The organism is Rhodococcus sp. NPDC057014 (assembly GCF_042673295.1).
In the GTDB taxonomy this organism is placed as follows: Bacteria; Actinomycetota; Actinomycetes; order Mycobacteriales; family Mycobacteriaceae; genus Rhodococcus_F.
This window is the reverse complement of record NZ_JBHUSF010000003.1, coordinates 38,400-63,199: the sequence shown is the minus strand read 5'-3', so window position 1 is coordinate 63,199 and position 24,800 is coordinate 38,400. Positions and strand designations below refer to the sequence as shown.

Here is a 24,800-nt window from a genome sequence, read left to right as displayed (position 1 = left end):
CGGGGTGGAACACGTCATGCAGTCGGTGCTCTGTGATTCACACCGGAGTCATCTCGGTGATCTGCCAGGAATCGCCATCGCGCTGCAGCGATACCTGCACGCGGCTGCCGTCGAGCTTGGGGGCAGGACTGTCGGTACTTGTCGTGGACTGATTGAGGAACATCAGCACGGTGGCAGCATCGGCGTCGACCGAGACGACAGAGGACTCGATGACGGTGGCCGAGGTAACGACCTGCCGCTCCTTCGCGGACGGAATGATGACGTCCTTGCTCACGCTTTCGAACTGGTTACGGAACTCACCCCCGAGATGCTCGAGCGAACTCGTGAAATGGTTATCGACCGTGTTGAAGTCGTAGGACAGGATGTCGGGAACCAATTGCGCGGCCTGCGTGAGGGCCTGCGCTCTGATTTCCTCTTGGCTGCGGCCGTCGTGGGCCCGGATGGTCAGCGTCACACTGGTGACCGTCACCGCCATGGCCGCAATGGCGAGGCCGGCGACCACGAGTGTGCGTTTGCGACTGCTCCAGGCGTCGAGGAGCGCGGTGATACGAGCGATGTAGGTGATCATGCGACAAACTCCACGTTCGATACGAGCCAGCGACCTTCGACGAGGTCGAGGGTCATCTTCATGCGGTAGACACGCATCTCACCGTCGGGGGCCTCGGTGTTCTTGACCGTCGACGTCACTGCCGCGAGGACGGTGGCATGATCGTCCGTCGCGTCGACAACGCCCGCGGATTTCACTTCACCGGTCGACTCGACCTGACCCTGGTTCAGGACATCACCGAAACCACTCGAGGACGTCGCGAACTGCTCGTGGAACGGTCCGGTGGTCCCATCGGCGACCTTCTGGATGTCCTCGTCGATGCTCTGGTGCCGAAGGGTGACCAGATTGGTCGCCATCTGGGTTGCGGTGTCGAGGACCGTGGCGTTGCGTGCCGCGGCCGCTTCCGTGGTTCGCCAGTCGCTGAACGACTTCACCCCCAGCACGCCACTGGCCAGTGCGACCACACCGAACAATACGATCGCGGCCAGGGTGAGACGGCCGACGGGACGTCGGCCGCTCCCGTCCGCATCGTCGGTGCGGTCGGTCCCACTCTCCGGGGGCGGTTCGGGTTGATCGAGGACGGTTTCCTCGTCGATCGTCTCGGGTGCTAGCCCAATAGCAGACTTTGCCATGTCAGTTCCTCCTCGGACTGGGTTGGGGATGTGGTGTCGATGGAGTACAGGGCGCCGTCTGGGGCGCGGAAGGTGCCGCTGATCGGGTCGTAGGGGGCGGTGGCGGCGGGCGGGTTCTGACCGCCCTGCCAAGACGCCGGGGTCGCAGCGACAGGAGCCTGGTTGGGAGCCTCCGCCGGTTCGGGCGCTGGGGACGCCTCGGGCGGTGCGCTCGGGGCCGGGGAGTAGGGCTGCCCTGGCCGGGCCAGCACCTGCGGCCAGGTCGAGGGCAAGCCACCGGGGCATTCCCCGACTTCGGCGGTCCGCACAGAGGGGTCGGTGGCGCAGGGAACATTGCGGGCACCGCGGACCACGCGGGGCTCGTTCGGCGGCAACTTGCAGTACGGGTCGGTGGCAGGTTCGGCCGGGGTCAGATCGCCCGGGTCGCGTCGCTGTGTCTGCTCGTATCCCTCGGTGCAGGGCAGGGGGTTGGCGGTGTTGCCGAGCTTGATATCCAATGGCCCCTGACCGTAGGTGCGGTCCTCGCCTTGCATCCCGATGTGCATGTGATTGATGGCAGCCGACAACGCGGGGTAGATCACCAGAATCTGCCGGATACCAGGAATGTTGACGCGCAACACTTCCCCTGTGCTCTGCAGGTTTGCCAGCAGGAGCGGCAGTGAGGGTTGCAGGTCGGCCATGGTTCCGCCGAACGCGTCGAAGAAGGCGGGCCCGGTGTCCAATGCGCCGCGAATCTGAGTGTCGTTCATGGTCAGTTGCTCGGTGAACGAAGCCAGATTGGTCGAGAAGCTGGCGATATCCGGCCCTGCCTCGTTTGCGGCACCGAGCACCGGTTCGGCGTCGTTGATCAGGGTGGTGGTCGGTTTCAGATCCGCTTGTGCGAGAGCGATAAGTGGGCGGGCGGAGTCGATCAACCGGGACAGGGGGGGGCCGGCGCCGTTGAATGCGGTGTACGCCTCGTCGACGGTGGTCTTCAGATCGTCTGTGGGTAGTCCTTCGAGGAGGGTGTTCACCTCGTCGACCACCTTGGCCGCCGGCACGGGCAGGGTGGTGCGGGATCGGTCGATCACGTCGCCGTCGGCCAGAAACGGGCCATCCGAGGTGGAAGGGACAAGGTCGACATATTGTTCGCCGATCGCGGAGACGCTGCGCACGTATGCGTCGGTCGACTGGGGGATCTTATGGTCCGAGTCCAGTTGTAGGTGCACGGTCACGTGGTCGGGATTAACGTCGAGCGACTCGACCACCCCGACGTCGACGCCGCGGTAGGTGACGAGCGCGTTCGTGTAGAGCCCTCCGGCGCGATCGAGTTCGACGTCTATCGAGTACATTCCGATTCCCGAGACCCTCTTCAAGCCCATGTAGCTGTAGACGGAATTGCCGACAGCGACCACCGCGACGACGGTGAAGATGACGAGTTGGGCGCGGACCAGCTTCGTACGCATCAGCGCTGCCCTCCCTGCGGTTGAGGTGTGCCGGCCGCTGGAGTGACGGGCGGTGGTGTGCCCGGGCGCGGCTGCGTGGGCACCAACAGTGGGTTGGCTGCTTGTCGCGCCGGGTTGAGTCCGGCGAGCTCGGCGACCGGGATGCTCCCGAGGACCTTCCCGCCCACCGTTTCCGCACTCAGGTCGAGGGTGAGGAACAGGTTCATGTAGTCGCCGCGCAACGCCCGGTCGGCCGTTTCGACGGGGAAGGGGATGGTCCCGGCGATCTTCAATGCCTCGGGGATCGACTCGCCGACCGAGGCCAGCTGGCTCAACGTGGGCTGCAGAGCCGTTAGGTTGGCGTGCAGATCGTCGCGGCTGCTCTCGAGCACGTGCGTCGCAACCTGGCCGAATTCGCCGACGCTGGTCAGCATCGTTGTCAGTTGTTTCTGTTGGTCGTTGAGTACTTGCACGGCCGGGGTGATGGTCTCGATGCCCCGATCGAGTGTTCCGTTCTGTGCCGCGAGTTCGGCACCCAGCCGGTCCAGCCCGTCGATCGCGCGCACGATGTCGCCGCGCTGCTGATCGAGTCCGCCCATGAGGCTCTCCAGGTTCCCGAACAGCGCGTGCAGGTTCTGCTCCCGACCATCCAGGACCCGGACGAGTTCGGAGGTCACGGTGCGGACCTGCTGCAGTCCACTGCCATTGAGGACAAGCGAGAGGGCCGACAGTACCTCTTCGGTCGAGGCGTACTGGCTGGTGCGGGACAGGGGAATGACGGCGCCGTCCTGCAGGGTTCCGATCGGCTCCTCGCCGTCGGGCACCGTCAGCTCCAGATACTGGGACCCGAGCACACTGGTCTGCGCCAACTTGGCGCCCACGTTGGCGGGAATCTTGGCGTCGTCGCGCAGCTCGAGGGTCAGGTGGGCGATCCAGTCCTTCCCGCCGATGCCCGCGATGTTCCCGACGATGACGTTGTCCGCCTTGACCGGAGAGTTGCCGACCAGGTTCTGGATGTCGGCGAGCTCGACGATGACCTCGTAGGTGTCGCCACTGAGCGCGTTGCCTGGTAGGGGAAGGGAATTGACTCCGTCGAATCGGCATCCGGTGGCGGTGACCGCTACGCCGAGCGCCATAGCGGACCAGGCGGTGAGTCGTCTGATCGAGCTCATCGTGTTCCTCCGGTCGGGGCCGGTGCGCCGGCGTGCTGGATCAGACCATTGGCGAGTGCGCCCGTGGCCTTGGTGCATTCGTCGGCTGGGGCATTGGCGGTGGTGAGAAGAGCGCAGATCAACGACCGCGGGTCGGGTGCGTCCGCGACGGCCAGTGCACCGGTCAGCGAATTCGAGTCGGGGTCGTAGATGTTGTAGAAGTTCGCCATCGAGGTCGGGCCCGTGTGGAGGATCGAGGCGAGGGTGTCCTCGCGGTCGACCAGCTGCCGGGTGAGGTCGGTCAGCTTGCCCACGTCGGTGGTCAGTGCTCCACGATTGTCCTGCAGAAACTGGGTGACCTCGTTGAAGGTCGTGAGCATGCTGTTGAGCAGGGCATCGAGCTCGGTGCGGTTGTCGTTGAGCACCGACGACGTGGTGGCGAGCTCCCGGCTGAAGGCGGTGATCTGCTGCTCGTTGGCCGCGAGTGCACTGGTGAAGGTCTGCAGGTTCCGGACGGAGGCGAACAGGTCCTCGCCGCCCCTGCTGACCGTGCTGGTCGCATCGGAGAGCTGCACGAGCGAATCGTGCAGTGTCTGTCCGTTGCCCCGCAGCGCATCTGCGGTGTTCGTCACGAAATCATTGAGTGATCCGTCCGGGTTCTCGGGCGTTCGCCCGACGTCCTGGGCCAACTTGACGACCTGTTCCTTGACCTCGTCGAATTCCACCGGCACCGCAGTGCGCTCGACCGGGATCGTCTGTCCGTCCTGCATCTTCTCGCCCCCGGTGTAGGCGGGCGCCAACTGGATGTATCGACCGGTGACCAGAACCGGCGCCACGATCGCTGCTCGCGCGTCGGCCGGTACGTCGTAGTCGCCGTCGTACTCGAATCCGACGCGCACCTGATCGCCTTCCGGGACGATCTCGTTGACCCGGCCGACCTGAACGCCGAGGATCATGATCCGGTCACCGACATACAGTCCCGTCGTGCTGCGGAAGTACGCGGTGACGTGGTGGGTCGAGTTCCCGGCGACCCAGGCGCCGGTGCCGACCACAAGCGCCGCGATGACCACGAGCAGCAGCAGTGCCTTCGCCGGAATCCCGGACGTGGATGTGCGCACAGCCTTCATCGCGGACCTCCCAGGCTGCCGGGCAGCTGACCGGACAAGTTCGCGGGGAGAATGTTGTGCAACAGGACCCCGAAGAACGGTCCGCTGCCCACGACGTCGCCGATCTGCTGGGAGTAACGCTCGAGGCCGGTCAGGGACGCGTTGATGTTGTCGTAATTGTTGTTCAAGGTGGTTACCAGCGTGTCCATCTGCGCGAGGGTGGGTCCGAGGGTGTCCGCGTTGTCCCGCTTCAACGCGGTGAGTTCGTCCGTGATCTGCCTGGCTTGCACGAGAATGTGGTGAATGGAATCGGCGCGCTGATTGAGTGCGTCGAACAGGGTCTGTCCCTGCCCGAGCAGCTCCGCAACACGCTGACTGCGATCGGAGAGCACGGTGCTGACCCCCGCGGTGTTCGTCAGCAGGTGCCGCAGGTCGGCGTCGCGACTGGCCACTGTCTCGGACAACCGTGAGACTCCGGTCAGCGACGACTGCAGGTTCGGCGGCAGGGCCTGCTCGACGGCCGAGAGTTGATCGAGGGCGCCCGAGAGATCGACAGTGTCGGTCTTGGAGACCTTGTCGGTCACCTCCTCGAGCGAGCGGGTCACGTCGTATCCGGATGTGGTGCGTGCGAGCGGGATCGTGTCGTCACTGCCTATTTCGCCGTGACCACCCGGGGTGAGCTCGACGTACCGACGCCCGAGTGCAGTTTCGACTTTGATTGCCGCACGGGTGCCGTCGCCGAGGCGCACGTCGCCGCTGTCGGCATCGAACTCGACATCGACCTTGTCACCGTGCAGCGAGATCTCGCGCACCTCGCCGACCTTGACGCCGGCGATCTGGGTGGTATCGCCGACCGCCAGGCCGCTCGCGTCGCCGAATTCGGCGTGATAGGACTTCGCCGCGACGCCGGGGAGGGTGTCGAAGTTCAGGGCCAGGGCGAGGGCGCCGACGAGGACAAGGGTGCCGACGACGCCGATGCGGATTGGGTTCCGTTCGAGGAACGACTTGGTTGCCATTACTTGCACCTTTCGGCGGGCGCGGTGAACATCGGGGTGACTCCGCCCGGGCCTTGCGCGTACTTGATCGCCAGCCCGCACACGAAGAAGTTGACGAAGTTGCCGTAACCGGCTGCCCTGCCGGTCAATCGGTAGGTTTCGGGCAGCTTGGACAGGACTAAGTTCAGCGTGTCGGTTTTGGCGTTGAGTTGCCCCGCGAGATCACCGAGGGCGGTCACGTCCTGCGCGATGGTGGGACGGTTTTCGGTCAGAACCTCTCCCAGGGTCGCGGTGACGTCGTCGATCTGTCCCAGGGAGCGGGTGATCAGGTCCCGATCACCGTTGAGGCCGGCAACGAGCTGCTGGAGCTGATCGACCAGCGTCGCAAATTGATCCTGCCGGTTGTTGACCGTGCCGAGAACGGTGTTGAAGTTGGTGATGACCTGACCGATGGCCTGGTCCCGGTCGGCGAGGGCATTGGTGAAGGTGTCGATCTGAGAGATCAACGTGCTGATACTCGCCTCCTGACCGTTGAGAACCTGAATAAGCGAGGCGGACAGCTGATTGGTCTGATCCGGATCCAAACCCTGAAGAAGGGGGCGGAAGCCGTTCACGACCTGATCGAGATCCAGAGCCGAGGTCGTCTGCTCGAGCGGGATGGGGCCGTCGAGCGGCTGTGTGCCGAACGCACCCTGGGCCAGGTCGACGTACCGGTCCCCAATCAGATTCTTGTACTTGATCTTCGCTTCTGTCGCGGAGGTCAGCGGCCGCTCGGTGGAGAGGGAAAACGTGACCAATGCCGTGCCATCGGAGTTGAGGGCAACATCGGTGACCTTGCCCATGGGCACTCCGGCCACCCGCACGTCCTCCCCGTTTCCCAGACCGGAAGCGCTGGTGAAGACCGCACTGTAGGTGTGCGAGCTGCCGAACCGAAGGTTACCCACCACCGTTGCCACACCGAATCCGGTCAGCGTGGTCGCCAGCACGAAGATCAGCAACTTGATCACTGGTGTGCTCTTGGTCATCGCAGACCTCCCAGGAAGAACTGCGCGAAGGGGTTTCCGATCAGATCCATCGGGGTGCGCGCGGGCCGGTAGGCGGCGCTTCCGTCATTGAAATCGGTGTGGCCCTGCGGCTGTGCCCAGTCGTAGCACGCGACGGGGCCGTCGGCCTCCACCACCGGGAGATTGGCGGGGTTCGTATAGGGCGGATCACCCATCAACAGCGTTCCGAGGATGTTCAGACCGGGCTGGTCACTGCCGCCGACGGTGCGCTCGAGGTACGTGTTGGTCTGCGCGAGGCTCTCGACGAGGCACGACAGGGTCGGTGCCCGTTCGGCGAGTAGTTCTGTGGTCGGTGCGAGTGAGGACAGTGACTCCGTCAGCGGTGTGCCGCTCGCGTCGAAAAACGAGCGGCCACTGTTGCCGAAGCCGGTGAAGCTGAGGATGAACGCATTGAGTTGATCCTGGCGTTCGGTGATCGTCGATGAGGTTGTGCTCGTGTGATCAACGGTCGCCATCACATCAGGAGTGGCGGCCGCCAGGATGTCGGTGGTCTGTGCTCCTTGCATCAGGTCGCGCTGCAAGGTGGGAAGGTTGTCGTTGAAACTCGACAGGTAGGTGTTGAGTTCGACAAGCGTGTCGCCGAGCTGGTCGCCGCGCCCGTGCAGCGAAGTCGCCAAGGCATTGAGTGATCCATTGACCTTCTCCGGCTCCACGGTGCGCAACACCGTCACCAGCGACTCGAGCAGATCATTCACCTCGGTCGCCACCTGACCGGTCGACAACACCGTCCCCGCTGAGATCGGTTTCCCAGAGGGGGATTCCGGTTGGGCGAGGGTGACGAACTTGCGACCGAACAGGGTGGTGGTGTCGATCGCCGCGGAGACGTTCGCGGCGATCGAGTTCGCCCGGCTCTTGTCGATGTCCATGGATATTTCTGCCTGCCCGTCCACCAGTTTCACGGCGGTGACGCGGCCGACGACGACCTCGCGCATCTTCACGTCGGACCCGGGTTCGAGCATCAAGCCGGCACGTGTGGAGTAGAGCTTGACCGGAATGGCCGCGGAGAAGCTGCCTCGGTAGACGGCGATCGAGGTTGCCGTCGCGAGTACCCCCACCACGACCAGGACGAGGCCGAGTGCGACGTAGGCCTTGCGGCTGCGTTCTGCAAGATGTCCACTCATGTCAGCCCGACACCCTTACCGCACCAGCGGTGCCGCCGTACACGGCGATACCGATGAGCAGGTCGATGACCATGATGGAAATCAGTGATGTGCGGACTGCTCGACCGACCGCGACACCCACCCCCGCGGGCCCCCCGCTGGCGTTGTAGCCGTGATAGCAGTGCACGCACATCACCACAACGGACATCGCCAGCACCTTGACTGCGGACCAGATCACGTCGCTCGGTACGAGGAAGACGTTGAAGTAGTGCCAGAACGTTCCTTCTGCCTCCCCGACCATGTAGACGGTGACCAGTTGGGTAGCGGCGTACCCGACGAACAGCGCCACCGAGTAGAGCGGGATCACTGCGATCACGCCGGCCATCACGCGGGTGGTGACGAGATAGGGGAGAGAGGGGATCGACATCGTCTCCATTGCGTCGATTTCTTCACTCACACGCATGGCACCGAGTTGTGCGGTGAATCCGGCACCTACGGTGGCGGTCAACGCGATCCCGGCGATCACCGGAATCGCTTCACGGGTGTTGAAGAACGCGGAAATGAAGCCGGACAGCGCACCCAGGCCGATTCGCCCGAGTGACGTGGAACCTTGCTGGCCTACTTCGTAGCCGACTGCGGCGGTCAGCATCGAGATCACCACGAGAGTTCCGCCGATCACCGCGAGCGCTCCCGTGCCCATGCTGACTTCGGCCAGCAGCCGCACCGTCTCGGCACGATAGCGTCGGAACGTTCGAGGGATCGAGGTGATCGTGTGGTTGTAGAACGAGAACTGCCTGCCCATCTCCTCGAGATGGCCGACCGGTGCATCAAGAACTTTGATCGCCACGGCGCCAGTTGCCCGGAGCCCGGTGGGTTTGTTCGATTTCGACACGAGATTCCCGTCGTCCTTTGGTGCGGATGTTGTCAGTTGCCCAGTGTTCTCAGTGCAGAGCCAAGGTCGTGATGATCGAGTTCGCGAGAAAGAGCAGCAGGAAGCTGAAGACGACGGTCTGGTTGACCGCGTCACCGACGCCTTTCGGACCGCCTCGGACATTGAGACCGAGATGGCAGGCCACCAGACCGGCGAGCATTCCGAAGACTGCAGCTTTGATTTCGCTGATGCAGAAGTCTCCGAGACCGGTGAGGATCGAGATCGCGGTGACGTACTGCCCCGGAGAGGCGCCCTGCATGTACACGGTGGCGATGTAGCCGCCGACGAGGCCGACCGCCGAGACGAGACCGTTGAGAAACATTGCGATGACGGTCGAGGCCAAGACCCGGGGAACACAAAGGCGGTGAATGGGGTCGATGCCGAGGACCTTCATCGCATCGATCTCTTCGCGGATGGTCCGGGAGCCCAGGTCTGCGCAAATCGCCGTCGATCCGGCGCCGGCAACGACGAGGACTGTGACGACCGGTCCGATCTCTCGGATGATCGCGACACCGGCACCGGCGCCGCTGAGGTCGACCGCTCCGATCTCCGCCAGCAGGATATTGATCTGGTAGACGAACATCATGCAGAACGGGATCGCCATCAGGAGCGCAGGCATGATCGACACGCTGGCGATGAACCAGGCCTGCAGGAGGAACTCTCGCAGGTGGAACGGCCGGCGGAACATGAAGCGATACGTTTCGAGCGAGGTGGCGTAGAAGGCGCCAACCGCGCGCGGTGCGACCCGCAGCGCGGCCATTGCCTGGGCACTTGTCGCACCCGCCGAGCCGGATTTGTCGAGCAATTGCACGTTGTCCTCCGCGCTGATGTTTGAGGTGCCTGAATGGCGGATGCGACCCGCTGTGAGACACGACACGTTCGATGTGTTCAGCATGCCGCATCACGCCCAATACAGTCAACCCTGACCGTTCGGTGAAAGGTAGGTGTTAGGAAGTGAAGCCTTGGGGCGAGACCGTTTTCGCAGCAAACCCCTACTAACGTCGGCATTGGTCAGGACCGCTGGAATAGGTGCGGCCCTGGTCTACCGCACCGCGGGTCGGATGGGGCATGCTGTGAACATGCAGCCGCGCAGCACCATTACCCAAGGGCGCATCCTCGACGCCGCCGTTACCGCACTGGTCAAACACGGATATGCCGGGGCGTCGACCCTGCGTATTCAGGAAATAGCAGGAGTGAGCCGTGGCCGGCTCCTGCATCACTTCCCGTCGCGCGATGACCTCCTGGTCGCAGCTGTCCAGTACCTCGCGTCTGCCCGCGTCGATGCGTTGGCACATGCAGTGAAATGGCCGCCTAGTCCCAGGAAACGGATTTCGGCAGCCATCGACGCCATGTGGTCGACCTACCAACAGGACTACTTTTGGGCCGCTACCGAGCTCTGGATGGGTGCACGACACAACGCGCAGATCCGAAGCGTGCTGGTCAATGAGGAGCGCGCTCTCTACCAAAAGATCCGTACCGCAGCAGATTCAATGTTCGGAACACCACTGAACGAGCACCCGAGCTATACCGATGTGCGCGAACTCCTCAACACCAGCATGCGCGGCGTCGCACTGACCTACTCGTTCGACCGCCGACCGCCTGGGCGCGATCCCCACCTTCGCCTCTGGAAGAAGTACGCCACCGAAACCCTGCTCACACCGGCGCCCGACGCCGGTGCCGATTCATAGAGAACCGGCACCAACGCGGGCGGCGGCGCTCATCCGGTCAGGTCCCTCCCCAGCGCGGCACGCGCAATGCTCCACAGCTGAACTTCATTCGCGCCCTCGTAGATCTCGCCGATCTTGCAGTCCCGCCAGATCGATTCCAGGGGGTAGGAGCAGCCGTCGGCGCTGAGCTCGCGGAGGAATCCGTAACCGCCGTGCACTTGGATTGCATCACGGGTGACATCGACCGGAACCCGGCTCCCACTGACCTTGGCCATGGACGCCTCGGGCTCGGGCACCCGGCGTGAATCAACCTTGAGCGCCGCCTTCTGGTACAGGGATCTCGCCGATTCGATCGCGATGGCGTGTTCGGCAAACCGAAACTGCCAATGCTGAAACTCCGCAAGCTTCTTGCCGAATGCGCTCCGCTCGCGCATGTGAGCCACCGCAAGATCGAAGGACCGCTGCGCCATACCCACCCCCACCGCACCGATCCCGATCCGGCCGAGCGCCAGACTCGCGAGAGCCGCACGCAACCCCGACCCGGGCGCAGCAATGACCTGGTCGTTCGCCACGAAGACGTCATCGAAGTACACGTCCGAGGTGAGCTGCAGCCGATTGCCCATCTTGCGGTCGGGATCACCGACGTGCACCCCGTCCTCGTGCATGTCGACCAGGAGCATTGCCTGCTCTCCATCGACTACACAGAGGACGGTCATGATGTCCGCAACACAGGAATTGGTGATCCAGCGCTTCTGCCCCGAGAGCCGAAAACCACCCTCGACGCGGCGGGCGATGGTCTTCATCGCCTGCGCACTCAGATCGGTGCTCGCTGCCGGCTCGCTCGTGGCGAACGAGCCGACGATCTCGCCGCGGATGAGCATCGGAAGATAGTCGTTCCGGATATGGGCAGGCGCGGCTTCGAGGGTCTTGCCGACCAGGATCGCCTGGCCGTCGTACAGCGCGGAGGCGACGCCGGGCGAGTAGTAGGCGAGCTCTTCGAGAACTGTCGCAGTGGCCAACATCCGATGCTCGAGCCCGCGGCCACCGACATCCTCGGGATAGGGAATCTCGTAGAGACCCGCCGCCGCCATCTGCCGCAGGATGTCGTGCGGAAAGACGTCCTTGCTCTCTTCCGCAGTGTTCAGTTCGACTGCACGTGGCGCGAGGACGGTGTCCGCGAACTCGCGCACTTGCGCACGAAGCGTGACGATTTCGGGTGGAAGCAAGAAGTCGTCGAAGAGGTCGTTCGCGGTACGACGCAGCGAGGACAAAACAACCGGGGTTGCGGTAGACATGATGATTCCCTACTGACTGACGGGTTCGGCCGAGGCCGACGGGCTGGAGGCAAGAGACGAATACTTCTGCTGAAGCTCACGTTTGACCAGCTTGCCGGTCGGTGTGCGGGGGAGGCTGTTGGCGAACTCGATGCGGCGCGGCACCTTGTAACCGGCAATGTTCGCCCGCAGATGCGTGATCAGCCGTTCGGAAACCTCCGGGCCCTCTTGGATCTCGGAACCCAATTGGACGACGGCGAGAACGGATTCACCGAATTCGGGGTCCGGAATTCCGACAACCGCGACGTCGTAGACATCCGGATGCAGGACGAGGCAGTCCTCGATCTCTTGCGGGTAGATGTTCACACCCCCGGAAATGATCGTGAACGCCTTCCGGTCCCGCAGGAACAGGAACCCCTCTTCGTCGACGAATCCGATATCACCGCACGTCGACCAGTTCGGATGGGCGGGATGCTGCGCGGCAGCGGTCTTCTCCGGGTCCCCGTGATACGCGAACGGCATGGCGTCGCGTTCGAAGTACACCAGACCGGTCTCCCCCTGAGGAACCTCGGCGCCGTCGTCATCGCACACGTGGATGACCCCGAGCTTGGCCCGGCCCACCGATCCGGGCTTGTCGGCCCATTCGTCGGGACCGATCATCGTGACACCGTTCGCTTCGGTCGACGCATAGTACTCGTGCAGGATCGGCCCGAACCACGCCATCATTTCCCGCTTGACCTCAACCGGGCACGGTGCTGCGGCGTGAATGGCGTGGGTTTGACTGGTGAGGTCGTACGACTCGCGTACACCGCGTGGAAGGCGCAGCATTCGAACGAAGTGCGTTGGTACCCACTGGCTGTGGGTGACGCCGTAGTCGTCGATGATCGAAAGGCACTGTTCGGGATCGAACTTGCGAGTGGTGATCACCGTTCCGCCGAGCGAGTGGATCACCATCCCGAACCGGAGCGGCGCGGCGTGATAGAGCGGCGCAGGCGAGAGGTAGACACTGTCCGGTCCCATCGCGTACCCGCCACCGAAGACCGCGACATACGGGTCTCCGGGATCGCCGACCTGACGAGGCGGACGCGGCGGTTTGACGCCCTTGGGCCGGCCGGTCGTCCCTGAGCTGTACAGCATGTCGGCGCCGCGAGGCTGGTGATCGGGTGCGACCGGAGATCCGCTGGCAACAAAATCCTGATAGTCGCCGTAACCGGGTACCGCGCCACCGAAAGCGAGGAAAGTCCTCACCTGCGGTACCGAGCCCACCAATTCGGCTGCGATGTCCCCGAGATCGGCCGAGACGATGAGAGCCTTTGCGCCGCAGTCGTCGACCACATAGGCAACTTCGGGCACCGCCAGGTGGGAGTTGATCGGGGTCAAGTACAGTCCTGAGCGCAGGCACGCCCAGTACGCCTCGAATATCTCGACAGCGTTCGTCGACAACAGGGCGACGCCATCACCTTCGACCAGGCCCGCATCGCGAAACGCGTTGGCGAGCCGACACGACCGGGACTCGAGCTGGCTGTAGGTCAGACGCTGATCCGTGCCGGCGACGATGACTGCCGGTTTGTCGGGGGTGGTGGCGGCATGTACTGCGGGATACACAGGAGCTCCTCTTCGATGGTTCGTGCGTCGGGTGCGGCTGCGCGGATAGCGCGTTAACGGGATGACCTAGGATTGTGGTGTGGATCACCATTGCGACGGAGGTGAAGCGCCTGTCATGGGCGACCAGGAAGCTGTTCGAGACGTCCTCGCGGGACTTCGTTCTGTCCTCGACGCGGACGACCCGTCGACCGCCCTGCAGTCGGCGCAAGCCCGTGCCGTGGTGGAACAGGCGTGGGGCACGCTCGCAGCGGTTTTGGGTGAGGCCAACCACGTAAGCGCCACCGAGGTTCTGGCGGCGCTGCGTCGACTGCGCGGTCTCGACCAGGCGCTGCTGCATGCCGGGCCCGAATTCGACGCGTCGGCATCCAGCCGTCGACTCGGTGAGGCCCTGGCACGCCTCGAGGCCGCGCCGTGCTCGATCTCTGCTCTCGTCGAACTCGCACCGCGCCTGGTGTGCGAACTCGGCTTCGACCGCGCGATCGTCTCGCACGTCGCCGACGGCCTGTGGGTGTCCGAATCGGTGTTCGTGATGGACGACCCGCAGTGGGCCGCCGACATCAACAGAATCGGACAGGAGCAACCGCAACCGCTCGTGGCGGGGCTGTTCGAGACGGAGGTCGTGCGACGCCGCGAGCCGATCGTGGTGACCGATGTCCAGCATCAGTCCCGGGTCCACAAGCGGATCGCTGACGCGTCGATGTCGCGGTCGTACGTAGCCGCCCCCATCGTGTCCCGCGGACGTGTGGTGGGTCTGTTGCATGCTGACCGCTACAACCAGGGGAGGGACACCGACGAGCGCGACAGTGAGCTGCTCCTGTCGTTCTCCCACGGCCTGCGCCTTGCGCTCAGCAGGGCACAGATCACGGAGCAGTTGGAAGCGACCGGAGACACGCTCGCGCGGCTGACCGCATCTCTCGAGGATGCGTCCGCGGGTGTGCGTGAGGTGTCTCTGAGGCTGACCGGCGCACCCGCGAGCGAGCCGGTCAACGATCATCCGCAGTCCCGGCCTGCGCTGATACGGAACACGCCGCGCACCCTGCCCGCGGAGCTGACCAGCCGGGAGCTGCAGGTCCTCGAGCTGATGGCGGAGGGCCGGACGAACTCGGCGATCGCGAAGGAACTGGTCATCTCCGACGGCACCGTCAAGCAGCATGTGAAGCACATCCTGCGGAAGATGCAGGCCGGAAACCGGGCGGAGGCCATCGCCCTGTGGTTCCGGGCCGGCAGGTGAGGCCGCGGCCGGATCAGCTGGCCGCCGCACCGAACTGCACCCCGTCGAACCAGCTGGCCTTCTGCGCGATCAGACGCCGGTACTTCATCACCAGGTCCGGTCGCCCAATCGTCAGCGTTCCGACCAAGCGGTCTTCCTCGCGATAGAGCACGACCGTGCCGCCCTTGTTGTCGGTGCGGTGCTGGACCAGGATCTCGTCGGCCTGGGGGACCCCGACGAACTGCAATCGGGTGTCGTACCAATCCGACCAGAAGTACGGAACAGTTGTGTACTGCTTCCACTGGTCGGGGGTGGTCAGTGCGTTCCGCGCAGCGGTGGCGCCCTGTTCGGCGGCGCTGGTCCAATGCTCGAGTCGCATCGTTCGATCGAATAACGGGTTGTCCCAGTGAGCGACGTCTCCCGCGGCCCAGACGTGCTCGAGCCGTGATCCGTCCTCGTGCAGGACGCCCATGGTTCCGTCGCAGACGATCCCACCGTCTCGTTCGTGCAGCTTGACCCCGCTGCCACGAAGCCACGCTGTAGACGGGGCGGCACCGACACCCACGACCACCAGATCGGCGGCCAAGGACGATCCGTCGGATAATTCGACGGTGCCCACCGGGCGCCTACCGGCGTAGTCCGGTGCCGAACCCGCAAGTGGTGTCAGTGCCGCGACGCCGACACCCAGCCGCAGGTCGGCGCCGTTTTCGAGATGCAGCCGCGAGCACAGGGCCCCCACCTCCACTCCGAGCGAGCGCACCAGCGGGGCGTCGAGCGCTTCGACGATGGTGACCGGTCGGCCGCGCTTGCGCGCCGCCGACGCCACCTCCGACCCGATGAAGCCGGCGCCGACCACGACGATGTTCGCGCCCGCTTCCAGACCGTCGCGGACGGCGTGCGCGTCGTCGAGGGTGCGGAGCGCGAGGACACCGGTGAGGTCCTCGGCGCCGGGGAGGGTCTGCGCGGCGGCCCCGGTGGCGATCACGAGTTCGTCGTAGCTGATGTGATCCACCTGTGGCGGGTAGCCGGACTCGACGGCCACTGTCTTCGTGGTGGTGTCGAGTCCGACCGCCCGCCTACCGGTCCGCGCGTCGATGTCGAGTTCCTCGTAGATCATCTCGGCGGGCCGAAGGAGCGGATCGCCCACATCGGCTCCCTCGGCTGCCAGGAACTCCTTCGACAGCGGCGGCCGGTCGTACGGCAGGTGGGTTTCCTCGCCGAGCAACACGAGGGGACCGTGATGGCCCGCTCGGCGGGCTGCCTCACAGGCACGCAGCCCGGCCAACCCGGCGCCGATCACTACCAACTTCACGTCATCGCTCATTGCTCTGCGTCGACCTCGATCGTGATTGCTTGCGTCGGGCACGCTGCGGCGGCCTCCTCGAGTTCGGCAGCGCGCTCGGTGTCGACTTCGTGTGCGTGGACAACGAGATGACCGGTGTCGTCGATCTCGAAGACATCGGGTGATACCGCCTCACACAGGCCCAGTCCGGAGCACTTGGCCATGTCGACGACGACTCGGCACTTTCCGGTGGTCATCGTCATCACTTCCTCACATTTGTCTTGAAGGGCAGGCTGATGACACCTCGCATGAAGTTCGTCTTCATCAGGTTCGGCTCGCCGGCCACGAAATCGGGCATCTGCTCGTGGAGCTCACGGAACAGCGATCGCAGCATCGACTTCGCCAGCTGGTTCCCCAGGCAGAAATGCACGCCACCTCCGCCGAACACGACGTGGGGGTTCGGGCTGCGCTGCAGGTCGAACTTGTCCGGGTCGGTAAAGACGTCGGTGTCCCAGTTGCCGGATCCGTACATCATGACAACCTTGTCGCCGGGCAGGATTGGTTGACCGTTGAGCGTGTGCTCCGCGATGGCAGTGCGGCGGAAGGTGAGGACGACCGAGGCATAGCGGAGGAACTCCTCGATCGCAGGGTTGATCCGTGCCCCGTAGTCTTCCCACAGCCACGCCCGCTGCTCCGGAAAGTCGGTCAGCGCCTTGACCGCAAAGCTCGCAGTGTGCCGGGTGGTGTCCGTGGCTGCGACGGCCATCAGGGTCATGACCGCGCCGATTTCGAAATCGGTGAGATGTTCACCGTCCACCTCGGCATTGACGAGGTTCGTCAGGAGATCGTCGGCGGGTTCGGCGCGCCGCTCGGCGATGAGCTTCTCGGCGATGTCGTGGATGACGAGCGCCGCCTCGACCTGCACCTCAGCGGCATCACGGCCTGCCAGCAGTTCTGGATCAGCCCAGGCCACCACTTCGTCTGCGGCGTGGGCTACCGTCGCCCGCAATTCATCGGGAATGCCGAACATGTCGCCGAACATTTCGATCGGGAGGTGACGCGAGATGTCCGCGACGAAGTCGATGTCGTCCTTTTTCGCGGCTTCTGCAACGATCCGCTTCGCGCGAGAGGCTATGTCTGCGTCGATCTTACGGATCTGCTTGGGAGTGAACGCTGCGCTGACGAGCTTGCGGAGCTTGTCGTGCTTGGGGTTGTCCATGGCGAGGAAGGCCATCGCCATCTCCAGCAGCATCGGCGGGAGGAGGTCGAACATGACGCCGTAGCCCGACACGAACACGTCGTTGCGCTGACTGACCTCGACGATGTCCTTGTGCTTGACGACCGCCCAGAATCCGGGGTCGTCCGGGTCGGGAACGACGGCGGACTCGATCGGTCGCTGCCAGGTGACCGGCCGCTTCTCACGCAGTTCGCGGAACACCACTTCCCGTGCCGGCGCATCCTGGCTCCAGAAGGCGTCACTGGAAATATTGATGTCGTCATAGTCGCGGGTCGCCGCAACATCGTTCGTGGGGACGATGTCCTCGTTGTCGTCGTCGAAACTGAGCTCGGTGTCATCGAAAGATGTGGTCATGGTGTGCTCCATGTCTGTGAAGGTGAAATGGATCAGTCGTCGGCGTGGCTGAGCAGGATGTCGTACGGCTTGCGATCGCGGCCACCGGACAAGTCGAGGTGCACCACTTTGGTTTCGGTGTACTCGTCCAGCGCGTCCGGGCCGAGTTCGCGGCCGACGCCGCTCTGCTTGTAGCCGCCGAACGGCACCTGACAGTTGATCTGATGGGCGTCGTTGATCCACACACTTCCGGACTGGATTCGCGCCGAGACACTCAGGGCCCGTTCGTTGTCCGAGGACCAGACACTGGCGGCGAGCCCGTACTCGCTGTCGTTGGCGATCGCAACCGCTTCGGTTTCGTCGCCGTAGGGAATCACCACGAGCACCGGTCCGAAGACTTCCTCGCGGGCGATACGCATGTTGTTGTGCACATCGGTGAGGATGGTGGGTTCGACCCAATGGCCCTTCTCGAACTCCGCTCCGCGGGGGGTGTCTCCGCCGAGAGCAACGGTTGCGCCCTCCGCGACGGCACCCTCGATGTAGGAGAGAATGCGGGCCTTCTGCTTTCCATCGATGACCGGTCCGAGGTCCGTGTCCCAATCCCGGGTGGCGCCGATCTGAATGGTCCTGGCCCGCTGAACGAGACGCTGCACGAACTGGTCGTGGATCGACGCCGGGACCAGCGCGCGGGTGCCGGATTCGCAGACCTGGCCGGAGTAGACGAAGCATCCGTACAACACACCGTCGACGGCCATGTCGAGATCGGCGTCATCGAGAACGATCGAGGGCCCTTTGCCGCCGAGTTCGAGGGTGACCTTCTTGACAGTGCCCGACGCCAGGCGCATGATCTCGCGGCCGACCTCGGTGGAACCGGTGAAGGCGATCTTGCCAACCCCCGGGTGCGACGCCAGGCGCGCGCCCGCCTCGCGTCCGTCACCGGGCACCACGTTCAGAACACCCTTGGGGAGGCCGTTCTCCTCCGCGATCCGCGCGAACGCCAGGATCGACAGTGGAGTGTGCTCGTCCGGCTTGACGACGACACTGTTACCGGCGGCCAACGCCGGACCGACCTTCCACAGGGTCAGCAGCAGCGGGAAATTCCACGGTGCGATTGCCCCGACGACGCCGATCGGCTCACGATGGATGGTGCTCTGCCCGAGGGCGGGGAAACTCGACATCGGTGCCGGCCGAGACCACCGGTAGCTTTCGGCCAGATCGGCAAAGTACAGGAAGTGCGACAACGCGTATCCGATATGAAATCCGGTGGCCTGGCGTACGGTTGCGCCATTCGCGGACATTTCCAGTTCGACGAGTTCCTCGACGGCGTCATTGGCCGCGTTGGCGATTCGGCGCATCACCGCGGCGCGTTCCTGCGGTGTGGCCCGCGACCAGGACCCTTCCGCGAACGCCGCCTGTGCCGCCGCGACGGCGGCGTCGATGTGCGAGGCGTCGCCCTGCGCGACGGTGGCGACGACGGACTCATCGCTCGGGTCGTAGATGTCCATGCGACGATCGGAATCGACTTCCTTGCCGCCGATGCGCATGAGTTGGTGCTGAACTTGCAGCGTTGTCATCGTGTCAGCTCCTGGGGTCGAGGATGATCTTCGTGGCTTCGCGGGCCTCGAAGAGCTTGTAGGCTTCGGCGGCCTCGGACAGGCCCATCCGGTGCGAGATCATGGTGCTGGGGTTCAGCTTTCCCGACGCCATCAGTGCGATGACCTCGTCCATGTACTCGGTGATATGAGAAACACCCATCTCGACCTTGACCCCCTTGAGGTACAGCTCGGAGAACGGCAGGGTCAGCGATTCTTCGGTGTAGACGCCGGGGATGGATAGGGTGCCGCCGGCGCGCACCAGTGAGATCGCCGAGACGAGTGCTGATTCGTGGCCGACCGCGTCGACGACGACGTCGGCGCCGCGCCAGTTCGTCAGGTCGAGAACGGCATCCGAGGGGTCGCCGTGGCTGGCGTCGACTCCGACGGCGCCGTAGCTTTCCGCCTCCTTCAGCCGGGCGGCGACCCGGTCGACCACGATGACCTGCCCGGCGCCAAGGGCGACGGCGGCCATGGCGGCGCACAGGCCCACGGGACCGGCGCCGACGACGGCGACGGTGTCGCCGGGTCGCAGGGCACGTGCGACGGCCTCGTACCCGGTGGTCATGATGTCGCCGGCGAACAGGATGTCGTCGTCGTTGGCGGTGCCGCTGTCGGGGATCTTGCGGGTGGTCAGGTCCGCGGAGGGGACGACCACGTATTCCGCCTGTCCGCCGTCGAGATCACCGAGCGCCAGCCCGAGGCCGAAGATGCGGCTTCCGGCGCAGTTTCCGGGCTGGTGGCGTCGGCACTGGTAACACGCGCCGCAGCTGACCACGCAGGAGGAGACCACACGGTCGCCTTCGGAGAGCTGGCCGACGGCGTCGCCGACCGCTTCGACCGTGCCGAGGAACTCGTGGCCGAGGATGACGTCGGGCTCGATTTCGAGCCGGCCCTCGTACGGATGAAGGTCGGTGCCGCAGATCGCGGTGCGTTCTACCCGCAGAAGGATGTCGGTGGGTTCGGTGATTGTCGGGACGGGCACGTCCTCGATCTCGACCATGTGCGGCGCCTTGAGAACAGCCGCCTTCATCGTCTTCGTCATGGGATCAGACCTGCGCGTCCTTCTTGGCCACCAGTTCGCGATACATCGGGAACAGCGGCTTGGTGAGCGGCACCAGCTTGAGGATCTTGTTCACCGGGCCCTTGGCCTTGACCTGGCCCTTGGCCAGACCGACGGCTAGGTTGTAGTCGCCGCGCCAGAACTGATCGGCGGTGTCACCACGCATGAGCAGGGTGATGTCGGGCTTGAGGTCGGAGGGCCCGGTCACGACGTGATAGTCGTCGCGGAACGCGATCGTCACCTCACACTCGGGGTCGGTGTAGACCACGCGCATGACGATGTTCGCGGCCCGGAACTTCGGGCCCGCCTCCGGATGGTCGCCGGCGTCGCGGAAGACACCACCGATGTACTCGTCGAGCTCGGCGGCGTCTTTGAAGAATCCCATCTCAATGCTCCTAAAGGGTTGTGCGGGTTGATGGATTCCATGCAATCAGCGGACGGCGTGCGTGTGCAGATCCCGTTGGGGGACTCTTCATACCCCCAAAGAGGTATGAAGCAGGTCACAGCATCACTCGAGGGCGACGCCGTTCACAGATTCGAGACCACAGCCCCTGCCCATATCGGCACGGCAGGCGCACGGCGGCATGTCAGCCTGTGACCTGGGGCATATACCAAAGGGGATAGGTAGATACCCCCTGCAGGGGCTGCCGTGGACATACGGCCGGTGTTTGACTTTCTACGGCCGTGGTGAATCCGGCCTCATCCTTCGGCTCCGCGATGACATGCGAGGAATCTCATGACCCACGAAGAACATTCGATGCTGACCTTTGCCCTCCGGTGGTTGCCATACGGCGGGGGAGACGAGCATCTGTTTCCCGAGTTCGGGTTACTTCCATCAGCGTTCTACCAGCGTTTGCAAACAATGCTGATCAGTCGAGCATTTCTCGGGATCGACTTCGCCACGCGACAGCGGCTGCTCGAGCAATGTGCACTGAAACTCGCGACCACGGCTGAACCGACCAACCCCAAGCGGAGGGGAATGCAGATCGCCTAGGATCTGCGACCTCTTCGGCCGATCCCGCCGTGAACACCGGACCCGACCCGCGTCCGGTGCTCACGGGGGTAGGTTGCCTCTTCCCAAGGTAGACGCGAGTGAACTGTCAGCAGTGAACTGGCGTAGCCGCGAGATTGACCAAGAAGTCGAACAGCCTTACGCGCGGACCTATACCGTGCCCACGTCCGATGTCGCCTCCGCCACCGCGAGGCTCAAGGATCCCAATCCGGACAAGCCCAGGCCCCCATCGACCACGATCTGCGCTCCGGTGACGAAGGACGCGAGCGGTGACGACAGGACCGCCGCCATCGCCGCCATCTCGTCGACCGACCCGAATCGACCTAGCGGGATCGCCTCTGTCCACACCTGCTCCCCGACAGGTCCGGCGAGCCTCTTCATTCCCTCGGTTCCCTCGATCGGGCCCGGGACGAGAGAGTTCGCTCGGATGCCGAACCGGCCCCACTCGAGCGCGAGATTGCGCATCAGGTTCTCGACGCCGGCCTTTGCCGCGCCGACATGAGCTTGCAGTGCGAAGGGAAGGTACGCCTGCCCCGCCGAGATGAACAGCAGACTGCCGCGGGTCTCCCGCAACTGCTCGAACGCTGCATGAGCAGTGTGGAAGCTACCGAGTAGGTCGATCTCGATGACCGTCCGGAACCCTTTCGGGGACAGAGTTTCTGCCGGAGCGAAGAAATTGCCCGCAGCACCCGCGACTACGATGGATACCGGCGCCAACTCGTCAGCTGTCCGCTGCAATGCTGCGTTGACCGCGTCGGGGTCCCGCACGTCGGCTTGCGAGTAACTCACGCGGGCACCGAGCCGCGTCAGCTCCTCAGCGGCAGCCTGCAGTTTCAGTTCGGAGCGCCCGCAGATCGCAACATTCGCGCCGGTACGAGCAAAGGCGCGTGCGATGCCCAGATTGATGCCGCTACCGCCGCCAGTGACGAATGCGGTATGCCCACGCAAGAGTTCTGGTGGCAGCAAGTCGACGGGTCCCGGGGTCATGAACGCTCCTCATTACGATGGAGACCCGTCGGACCAAGCTCAACGACCCTCCGTGTCCTCTCTGGCGAGTCAACCAAAAGTCAGCTCACAGCGGCACTGACCGAAGGGGATATTTTCGTCCCCCCGACGGTATATACGCGGCGGCTACCCCTCACGTTCTCCCGGAGTCGCCACCGCCCCTGACGTTCGAACCTCCCTCGAGGGTGTCGAGAAGGAAGGACGCAGTCACGTCGGGCCACTCCTGCAGCCATGGAGATCCGGCGTGAACGTCGGTAAGCAGCATCGACAGGACACCCGAAATCTGCCCCCCGGCGTCGAGGAGGATCCGCGGCAACCCGAGCGACGCGCATCGCGAGACCACCGATGCGATCGACCGTTCCGCTTCTTCCAATCGCCCTGTGGCGGCAAGGCAACACACCTCTAACCCCTTCCACGCCAACAGGGCCCGTGGGCGGCCCTGTTGCGCGACCCGCCCGACCATCGCACGACTTCGGGCCAGCGCCTCCGCGATCGCCGTGTTAGATCCGTCGGCGAGGAGGAGCCTGATCGTCGAATCTTCGTCGAGTTGGGAGCAGACCTCCGTGATGCCGTCGCGCCCGAGTTCGCGGGGCCTCGCGTGTCGCAGGCGAGCACGTGTCGTGGGGTCGAGTGGCAGTCCCGCGCGGATCCGCTCATTCGAGATGCACTTGTCCAACCGACGCAGTTGGAGCTTTGCCGCCGCGGCCGCCCCTTCATCCAAGCGGATCGCCGCGGCAGAAAGATCGCCTCGAAGAACCTTGATTCGCGATCCCACACCATAAGTCGCGAGCATCATGTCGACCACGCCGCCCTCGGCGCCGAGTTCGTTGGCATGATCGAGCAACTGTTCGGCGGTGTTGACATCACCCTTGTCGTACAACAGCGAGCCGAGGAGGGCACCGGCCAGCCGCGCGGCGTGACTGTGCAGACCAGTCCGGCGTCCGAGCGTCAACGCTGTTCGGAAGCTTTCTTCCGCGTCCGCGACATCGAGAAGCTCGTACGCGGCTATCCCGGCCATGCAGTGCCCTCGCCCAGCGCTGCAGCGGTCGGGGGTCGATCGGTCGGCCCCTTGGCCATCGCATGCTCGATCGCGGTCACCACGTCCGGCTGAAAATCCTGCATGCGGAGGTCGGGGATCGACGCGTTGGTGATTCGGATGAACTGCGCGACCATGCCCTCACCGGCTCGGCGCTCGAAGGCGGCGTGGCCACTGATCAGTGTGAACAACGTCGAGCCCAGACTATAGATGTCGGATGCCGGTCCGGGCGCCCGCCCGTGCAGCAGCTCCGGGGCGGTGTAGGCGGGCGAACCCGCGACATTTCCCGTCGACGTCTTGAAGGCCCCACCGACCCGAGCGATGCCGAAATCAGCCAGCTGGGGCTCACCGTAGTCGGTGATCAGGATGTTGGCCGGCTTCACATCGCGATGCAGGATTCCGAGATCATGCGCCGCCTGCAAGGCGCCAGCGAGTTTGATTCCGAACAAGAAGGCGTCGGGCCACGGCAAGGGACCGTGGTGGCGAACCCAGGTGTCGAGAGAGTCCCGTGCGTGGTACGGCATCACGATGTAGGGGCGGCCCCCGTTGAGGACCCCCACCTGCAGTATCTGGACGATATTCGGATGCCCGGACAGCCGACCCATAGCGCGTTGTTCCCGGACGAAGCGTTCGCGGTCACCATGCTCGACGCCATCGAGAACCTTGATCGCGACTGTGCGATCCAACGAGGTTTGCACGCACCTGTACACGGAGCCGAAGCCGCCGCGCCCCACCTCGTGTGCGTTGTCGAACCCCTCGGCTTCCAACTCGGAGACGACAGAGACAGCCAGGTCGCGTTCAGTACCCGCCGGGTCTACATCCGCCATCTCCGAAGCCTGACTCCACTGACGTGCCGCCACTCATTTGGGAACCCCTATCGGAAGAATACGGCTGGAGAGTTCCGGCCACTACTGAATCGGCAGGCCAGAGGCTCAACAATGTGGTCTCACCTCCGTCCAGGGAGGTACAGCGAACTCCCTCGCTGCACCTCACGCGACCGCACAGATTCGCTGACGGCTCCCCTGTGGTTGGGGGTGGCGGCCGGATCGGTCTTGCACAGCAGCGCGATCAGCCCGGACCGGCGGGCATTGGAAATCCACGTCTTCGAGCCGCTGATCACCAGATCGTCGCCGTCGGTCTTGGCGTTGGTCGACATGGCCTGCAGATCCGACCCGCCACCGGGCTCGGTCAGCGCCATCGTGGTCCGGATCTCGCCGGTCGCCATCTTCGGCAGGTACTGCTGCTTCTGCTCCTCGGTGCCATACAGCGACAGCAACTTCGCGACGACGGTGTGCCCGCCCATCGCCCCGGCCAGACTCCAGCGACCGTGCGAGCTTTCAGCCCGGTGACTACCAGTTCGGCGGACGCGACCTCGACGCCGTCGCGCACGGCCCGTCCGCCCACAAGAGCGCGGTTGGTACGCAAGCGCATCGGTGATCAGCCCGACCACCACCTTGGCGGCGACCGGTCCCAGGAACCATGGCCGGTGCCGGAATCGGTTGTGATTCGCTTACGAACCGGCCCCTACTTCCGG

Annotated in this window: 23 protein-coding genes and 2 pseudogenes; 3 read left to right on the top strand and 22 right to left on the bottom strand. The window is 64.4% G+C overall.

What is annotated here, in order from left to right:
• Window positions 1-37: 37 nt before the first annotated feature.
• The 10 genes from ACFTZB_RS01265 to ACFTZB_RS01220 form a co-directional block, all read right to left on the bottom strand.
• Entirely contained in the window at window positions 38-568 is a 531-nt protein-coding gene (locus ACFTZB_RS01265; protein WP_378429730.1) for a hypothetical protein, read from the bottom strand.
• Entirely contained in the window at window positions 565-1,179 is a 615-nt protein-coding gene (locus ACFTZB_RS01260; RefSeq protein WP_378429729.1) for a hypothetical protein, read from the bottom strand. Before ACFTZB_RS01260 ends, ACFTZB_RS01265 begins: the two co-directional genes overlap by 4 nt.
• Window positions 1,155-2,624, bottom strand: a complete 1,470-nt coding sequence (locus tag ACFTZB_RS01255) for an MCE family protein (RefSeq protein ID WP_378429728.1) — start codon at window positions 2,622-2,624, stop codon at window positions 1,155-1,157. Before ACFTZB_RS01255 ends, ACFTZB_RS01260 begins: the two co-directional genes overlap by 25 nt.
• Complete coding sequence (locus ACFTZB_RS01250; protein ID WP_378429727.1) at window positions 2,624-3,775, bottom strand: MCE family protein; 1,152 nt, start codon at window positions 3,773-3,775, stop codon at window positions 2,624-2,626. The genes ACFTZB_RS01255 and ACFTZB_RS01250 overlap by 1 nt, the downstream gene beginning before the upstream one ends.
• Window positions 3,772-4,881, bottom strand: coding sequence for an MCE family protein (locus ACFTZB_RS01245; protein WP_378429726.1), 1,110 nt, complete (start codon window positions 4,879-4,881; stop codon window positions 3,772-3,774). The genes ACFTZB_RS01250 and ACFTZB_RS01245 overlap by 4 nt, the downstream gene beginning before the upstream one ends.
• A complete protein-coding gene (locus ACFTZB_RS01240) occupies window positions 4,878-5,876 on the bottom strand; it encodes an MCE family protein (protein WP_378429725.1) in 999 nt (332 codons plus the stop codon). The genes ACFTZB_RS01245 and ACFTZB_RS01240 overlap by 4 nt, the downstream gene beginning before the upstream one ends.
• Complete coding sequence (locus ACFTZB_RS01235; protein ID WP_378429724.1) at window positions 5,876-6,880, bottom strand: MCE family protein; 1,005 nt, start codon at window positions 6,878-6,880, stop codon at window positions 5,876-5,878. The genes ACFTZB_RS01240 and ACFTZB_RS01235 overlap by 1 nt, the downstream gene beginning before the upstream one ends.
• Window positions 6,877-8,040, bottom strand: a complete 1,164-nt coding sequence (locus tag ACFTZB_RS01230; RefSeq protein ID WP_378429723.1) for an MCE family protein — start codon at window positions 8,038-8,040, stop codon at window positions 6,877-6,879. The genes ACFTZB_RS01235 and ACFTZB_RS01230 overlap by 4 nt, the downstream gene beginning before the upstream one ends.
• A gap of 1 nt (window position 8,041) precedes the next feature.
• Window positions 8,042-8,821, bottom strand: coding sequence for an MlaE family ABC transporter permease (locus tag ACFTZB_RS01225; protein WP_378429756.1), 780 nt, complete (start codon window positions 8,819-8,821; stop codon window positions 8,042-8,044).
• 139 nt (window positions 8,822-8,960) lie between these two features.
• Complete coding sequence (locus tag ACFTZB_RS01220; protein ID WP_120662218.1) at window positions 8,961-9,710, bottom strand: ABC transporter permease; 750 nt, start codon at window positions 9,708-9,710, stop codon at window positions 8,961-8,963.
• A 319-nt stretch (window positions 9,711-10,029) separates the two neighbouring features.
• Here ACFTZB_RS01220 and ACFTZB_RS01215 point away from each other — a divergent pair, with 319 nt between their 5' ends.
• Window positions 10,030-10,638, top strand: a complete 609-nt coding sequence (locus ACFTZB_RS01215) for a TetR/AcrR family transcriptional regulator (protein ID WP_378429755.1) — start codon at window positions 10,030-10,032, stop codon at window positions 10,636-10,638.
• 29 nt (window positions 10,639-10,667) lie between these two features.
• Here ACFTZB_RS01215 and ACFTZB_RS01210 read toward each other — a convergent pair whose 3' ends face one another.
• Window positions 10,668-11,912 carry an acyl-CoA dehydrogenase family protein gene (locus ACFTZB_RS01210; RefSeq protein WP_378429722.1) on the bottom strand — a complete coding sequence of 415 codons (1,245 nt, stop codon included), beginning with the start codon at window positions 11,910-11,912 and terminating at the stop codon, window positions 10,668-10,670.
• A 9-nt stretch (window positions 11,913-11,921) separates the two neighbouring features.
• The gene (locus tag ACFTZB_RS01205; RefSeq protein WP_378429721.1) at window positions 11,922-13,496 is read right to left on the bottom strand and encodes an acyl-CoA synthetase; all 1,575 of its coding nucleotides are present in this window, start codon (window positions 13,494-13,496) and stop codon (window positions 11,922-11,924) included.
• Between the two features lie 115 nt (window positions 13,497-13,611).
• On the opposite strand from ACFTZB_RS01205, the gene ACFTZB_RS01200 reads away from it, so the two are divergent.
• On the top strand, window positions 13,612-14,727 hold the full coding sequence (locus ACFTZB_RS01200; protein WP_378429720.1) for a LuxR C-terminal-related transcriptional regulator: 1,116 nt from the start codon (window positions 13,612-13,614) through the stop codon (window positions 14,725-14,727).
• Window positions 14,728-14,740: 13 nt separating this feature from the next.
• On the opposite strand, the gene ACFTZB_RS01195 is transcribed toward ACFTZB_RS01200, so the two are convergent.
• From ACFTZB_RS01195 to ACFTZB_RS01170, 6 genes are read right to left on the bottom strand one after another with little or no spacing between them, the layout of a single operon-like run.
• A complete protein-coding gene (locus ACFTZB_RS01195; protein WP_378429719.1) occupies window positions 14,741-16,018 on the bottom strand; it encodes an NAD(P)/FAD-dependent oxidoreductase in 1,278 nt (425 codons plus the stop codon).
• Between the two features lie 8 nt (window positions 16,019-16,026).
• Window positions 16,027-16,245: a ferredoxin gene (locus ACFTZB_RS01190; RefSeq protein ID WP_378429718.1), complete on the bottom strand. Its 219-nt coding sequence runs from the start codon at window positions 16,243-16,245 to the stop codon at window positions 16,027-16,029.
• A 5-nt stretch (window positions 16,246-16,250) separates the two neighbouring features.
• Window positions 16,251-17,579, bottom strand: coding sequence for a cytochrome P450 (locus tag ACFTZB_RS01185; RefSeq protein ID WP_378429717.1), 1,329 nt, complete (start codon window positions 17,577-17,579; stop codon window positions 16,251-16,253).
• A gap of 32 nt (window positions 17,580-17,611) precedes the next feature.
• Window positions 17,612-19,132, bottom strand: a complete 1,521-nt coding sequence (locus ACFTZB_RS01180) for an aldehyde dehydrogenase family protein (protein ID WP_378429716.1) — start codon at window positions 19,130-19,132, stop codon at window positions 17,612-17,614.
• Window positions 19,133-19,136: 4 nt separating this feature from the next.
• On the bottom strand, window positions 19,137-20,195 hold the full coding sequence (locus ACFTZB_RS01175) for an alcohol dehydrogenase catalytic domain-containing protein (RefSeq protein WP_378429715.1): 1,059 nt from the start codon (window positions 20,193-20,195) through the stop codon (window positions 19,137-19,139).
• 4 nt (window positions 20,196-20,199) lie between these two features.
• Window positions 20,200-20,598: a hypothetical protein gene (locus ACFTZB_RS01170; protein WP_378429714.1), complete on the bottom strand. Its 399-nt coding sequence runs from the start codon at window positions 20,596-20,598 to the stop codon at window positions 20,200-20,202.
• Window positions 20,599-20,949: 351 nt separating this feature from the next.
• Between ACFTZB_RS01170 and ACFTZB_RS01165 the strand changes: the two genes are divergently transcribed.
• Entirely contained in the window at window positions 20,950-21,207 is a 258-nt protein-coding gene (locus tag ACFTZB_RS01165) for a hypothetical protein (RefSeq protein WP_378429713.1), read from the top strand.
• Window positions 21,208-21,375: 168 nt separating this feature from the next.
• On the opposite strand, the gene ACFTZB_RS01160 is transcribed toward ACFTZB_RS01165, so the two are convergent.
• The 4 genes and pseudogenes from ACFTZB_RS01160 to ACFTZB_RS01145 form a co-directional block, all read right to left on the bottom strand.
• Window positions 21,376-22,212: an SDR family oxidoreductase gene (locus tag ACFTZB_RS01160; protein WP_378429712.1), complete on the bottom strand. Its 837-nt coding sequence runs from the start codon at window positions 22,210-22,212 to the stop codon at window positions 21,376-21,378.
• 151 nt (window positions 22,213-22,363) lie between these two features.
• Window positions 22,364-23,248 carry a hypothetical protein gene (locus tag ACFTZB_RS01155; RefSeq protein WP_378429711.1) on the bottom strand — a complete coding sequence of 295 codons (885 nt, stop codon included), beginning with the start codon at window positions 23,246-23,248 and terminating at the stop codon, window positions 22,364-22,366.
• A gap of 8 nt (window positions 23,249-23,256) precedes the next feature.
• Window positions 23,257-24,093: pseudogene (locus tag ACFTZB_RS01150) on the bottom strand (serine/threonine-protein kinase); the annotation flags it as partial.
• 191 nt (window positions 24,094-24,284) lie between these two features.
• A pseudogene (locus ACFTZB_RS01145) lies at window positions 24,285-24,593 on the bottom strand (acyl-CoA dehydrogenase family protein); the annotation flags it as partial.
• Window positions 24,594-24,800: the final 207 nt, after the last annotated feature.

Coding starts and splice junctions, on each gene's coding strand:
- ACFTZB_RS01265 (WP_378429730.1), bottom strand. CDS start 568: ATGATCACCTACATCGCTCGTATCACCGCGCTCCTCGACGCCTGGAGC.
- ACFTZB_RS01260 (WP_378429729.1), bottom strand. CDS start 1,179: ATGGCAAAGTCTGCTATTGGGCTAGCACCCGAGACGATCGACGAGGAA.
- ACFTZB_RS01255 (WP_378429728.1), bottom strand. CDS start 2,624: ATGCGTACGAAGCTGGTCCGCGCCCAACTCGTCATCTTCACCGTCGTC.
- ACFTZB_RS01250 (WP_378429727.1), bottom strand. CDS start 3,775: ATGAGCTCGATCAGACGACTCACCGCCTGGTCCGCTATGGCGCTCGGC.
- ACFTZB_RS01245 (WP_378429726.1), bottom strand. CDS start 4,881: ATGAAGGCTGTGCGCACATCCACGTCCGGGATTCCGGCGAAGGCACTG.
- ACFTZB_RS01240 (WP_378429725.1), bottom strand. CDS start 5,876: ATGGCAACCAAGTCGTTCCTCGAACGGAACCCAATCCGCATCGGCGTC.
- ACFTZB_RS01235 (WP_378429724.1), bottom strand. CDS start 6,880: ATGACCAAGAGCACACCAGTGATCAAGTTGCTGATCTTCGTGCTGGCG.
- ACFTZB_RS01230 (WP_378429723.1), bottom strand. CDS start 8,040: ATGAGTGGACATCTTGCAGAACGCAGCCGCAAGGCCTACGTCGCACTC.
- ACFTZB_RS01225 (WP_378429756.1), bottom strand. CDS start 8,821: ATGGGCAGGCAGTTCTCGTTCTACAACCACACGATCACCTCGATCCCT.
- ACFTZB_RS01220 (WP_120662218.1), bottom strand. CDS start 9,710: ATGGCCGCGCTGCGGGTCGCACCGCGCGCGGTTGGCGCCTTCTACGCC.
- ACFTZB_RS01215 (WP_378429755.1), top strand. CDS start 10,030: ATGCAGCCGCGCAGCACCATTACCCAAGGGCGCATCCTCGACGCCGCC.
- ACFTZB_RS01210 (WP_378429722.1), bottom strand. CDS start 11,912: ATGTCTACCGCAACCCCGGTTGTTTTGTCCTCGCTGCGTCGTACCGCG.
- ACFTZB_RS01200 (WP_378429720.1), top strand. CDS start 13,612: ATGGGCGACCAGGAAGCTGTTCGAGACGTCCTCGCGGGACTTCGTTCT.
- ACFTZB_RS01190 (WP_378429718.1), bottom strand. CDS start 16,245: ATGACCACCGGAAAGTGCCGAGTCGTCGTCGACATGGCCAAGTGCTCC.
- ACFTZB_RS01185 (WP_378429717.1), bottom strand. CDS start 17,579: ATGACCACATCTTTCGATGACACCGAGCTCAGTTTCGACGACGACAAC.
- ACFTZB_RS01180 (WP_378429716.1), bottom strand. CDS start 19,132: ATGACAACGCTGCAAGTTCAGCACCAACTCATGCGCATCGGCGGCAAG.
- ACFTZB_RS01175 (WP_378429715.1), bottom strand. CDS start 20,195: ATGACGAAGACGATGAAGGCGGCTGTTCTCAAGGCGCCGCACATGGTC.
- ACFTZB_RS01170 (WP_378429714.1), bottom strand. CDS start 20,598: ATGGGATTCTTCAAAGACGCCGCCGAGCTCGACGAGTACATCGGTGGT.
- ACFTZB_RS01165 (WP_378429713.1), top strand. CDS start 20,950: ATGACCCACGAAGAACATTCGATGCTGACCTTTGCCCTCCGGTGGTTG.
- ACFTZB_RS01160 (WP_378429712.1), bottom strand. CDS start 22,212: ATGACCCCGGGACCCGTCGACTTGCTGCCACCAGAACTCTTGCGTGGG.
- ACFTZB_RS01155 (WP_378429711.1), bottom strand. CDS start 23,248: ATGGCCGGGATAGCCGCGTACGAGCTTCTCGATGTCGCGGACGCGGAA.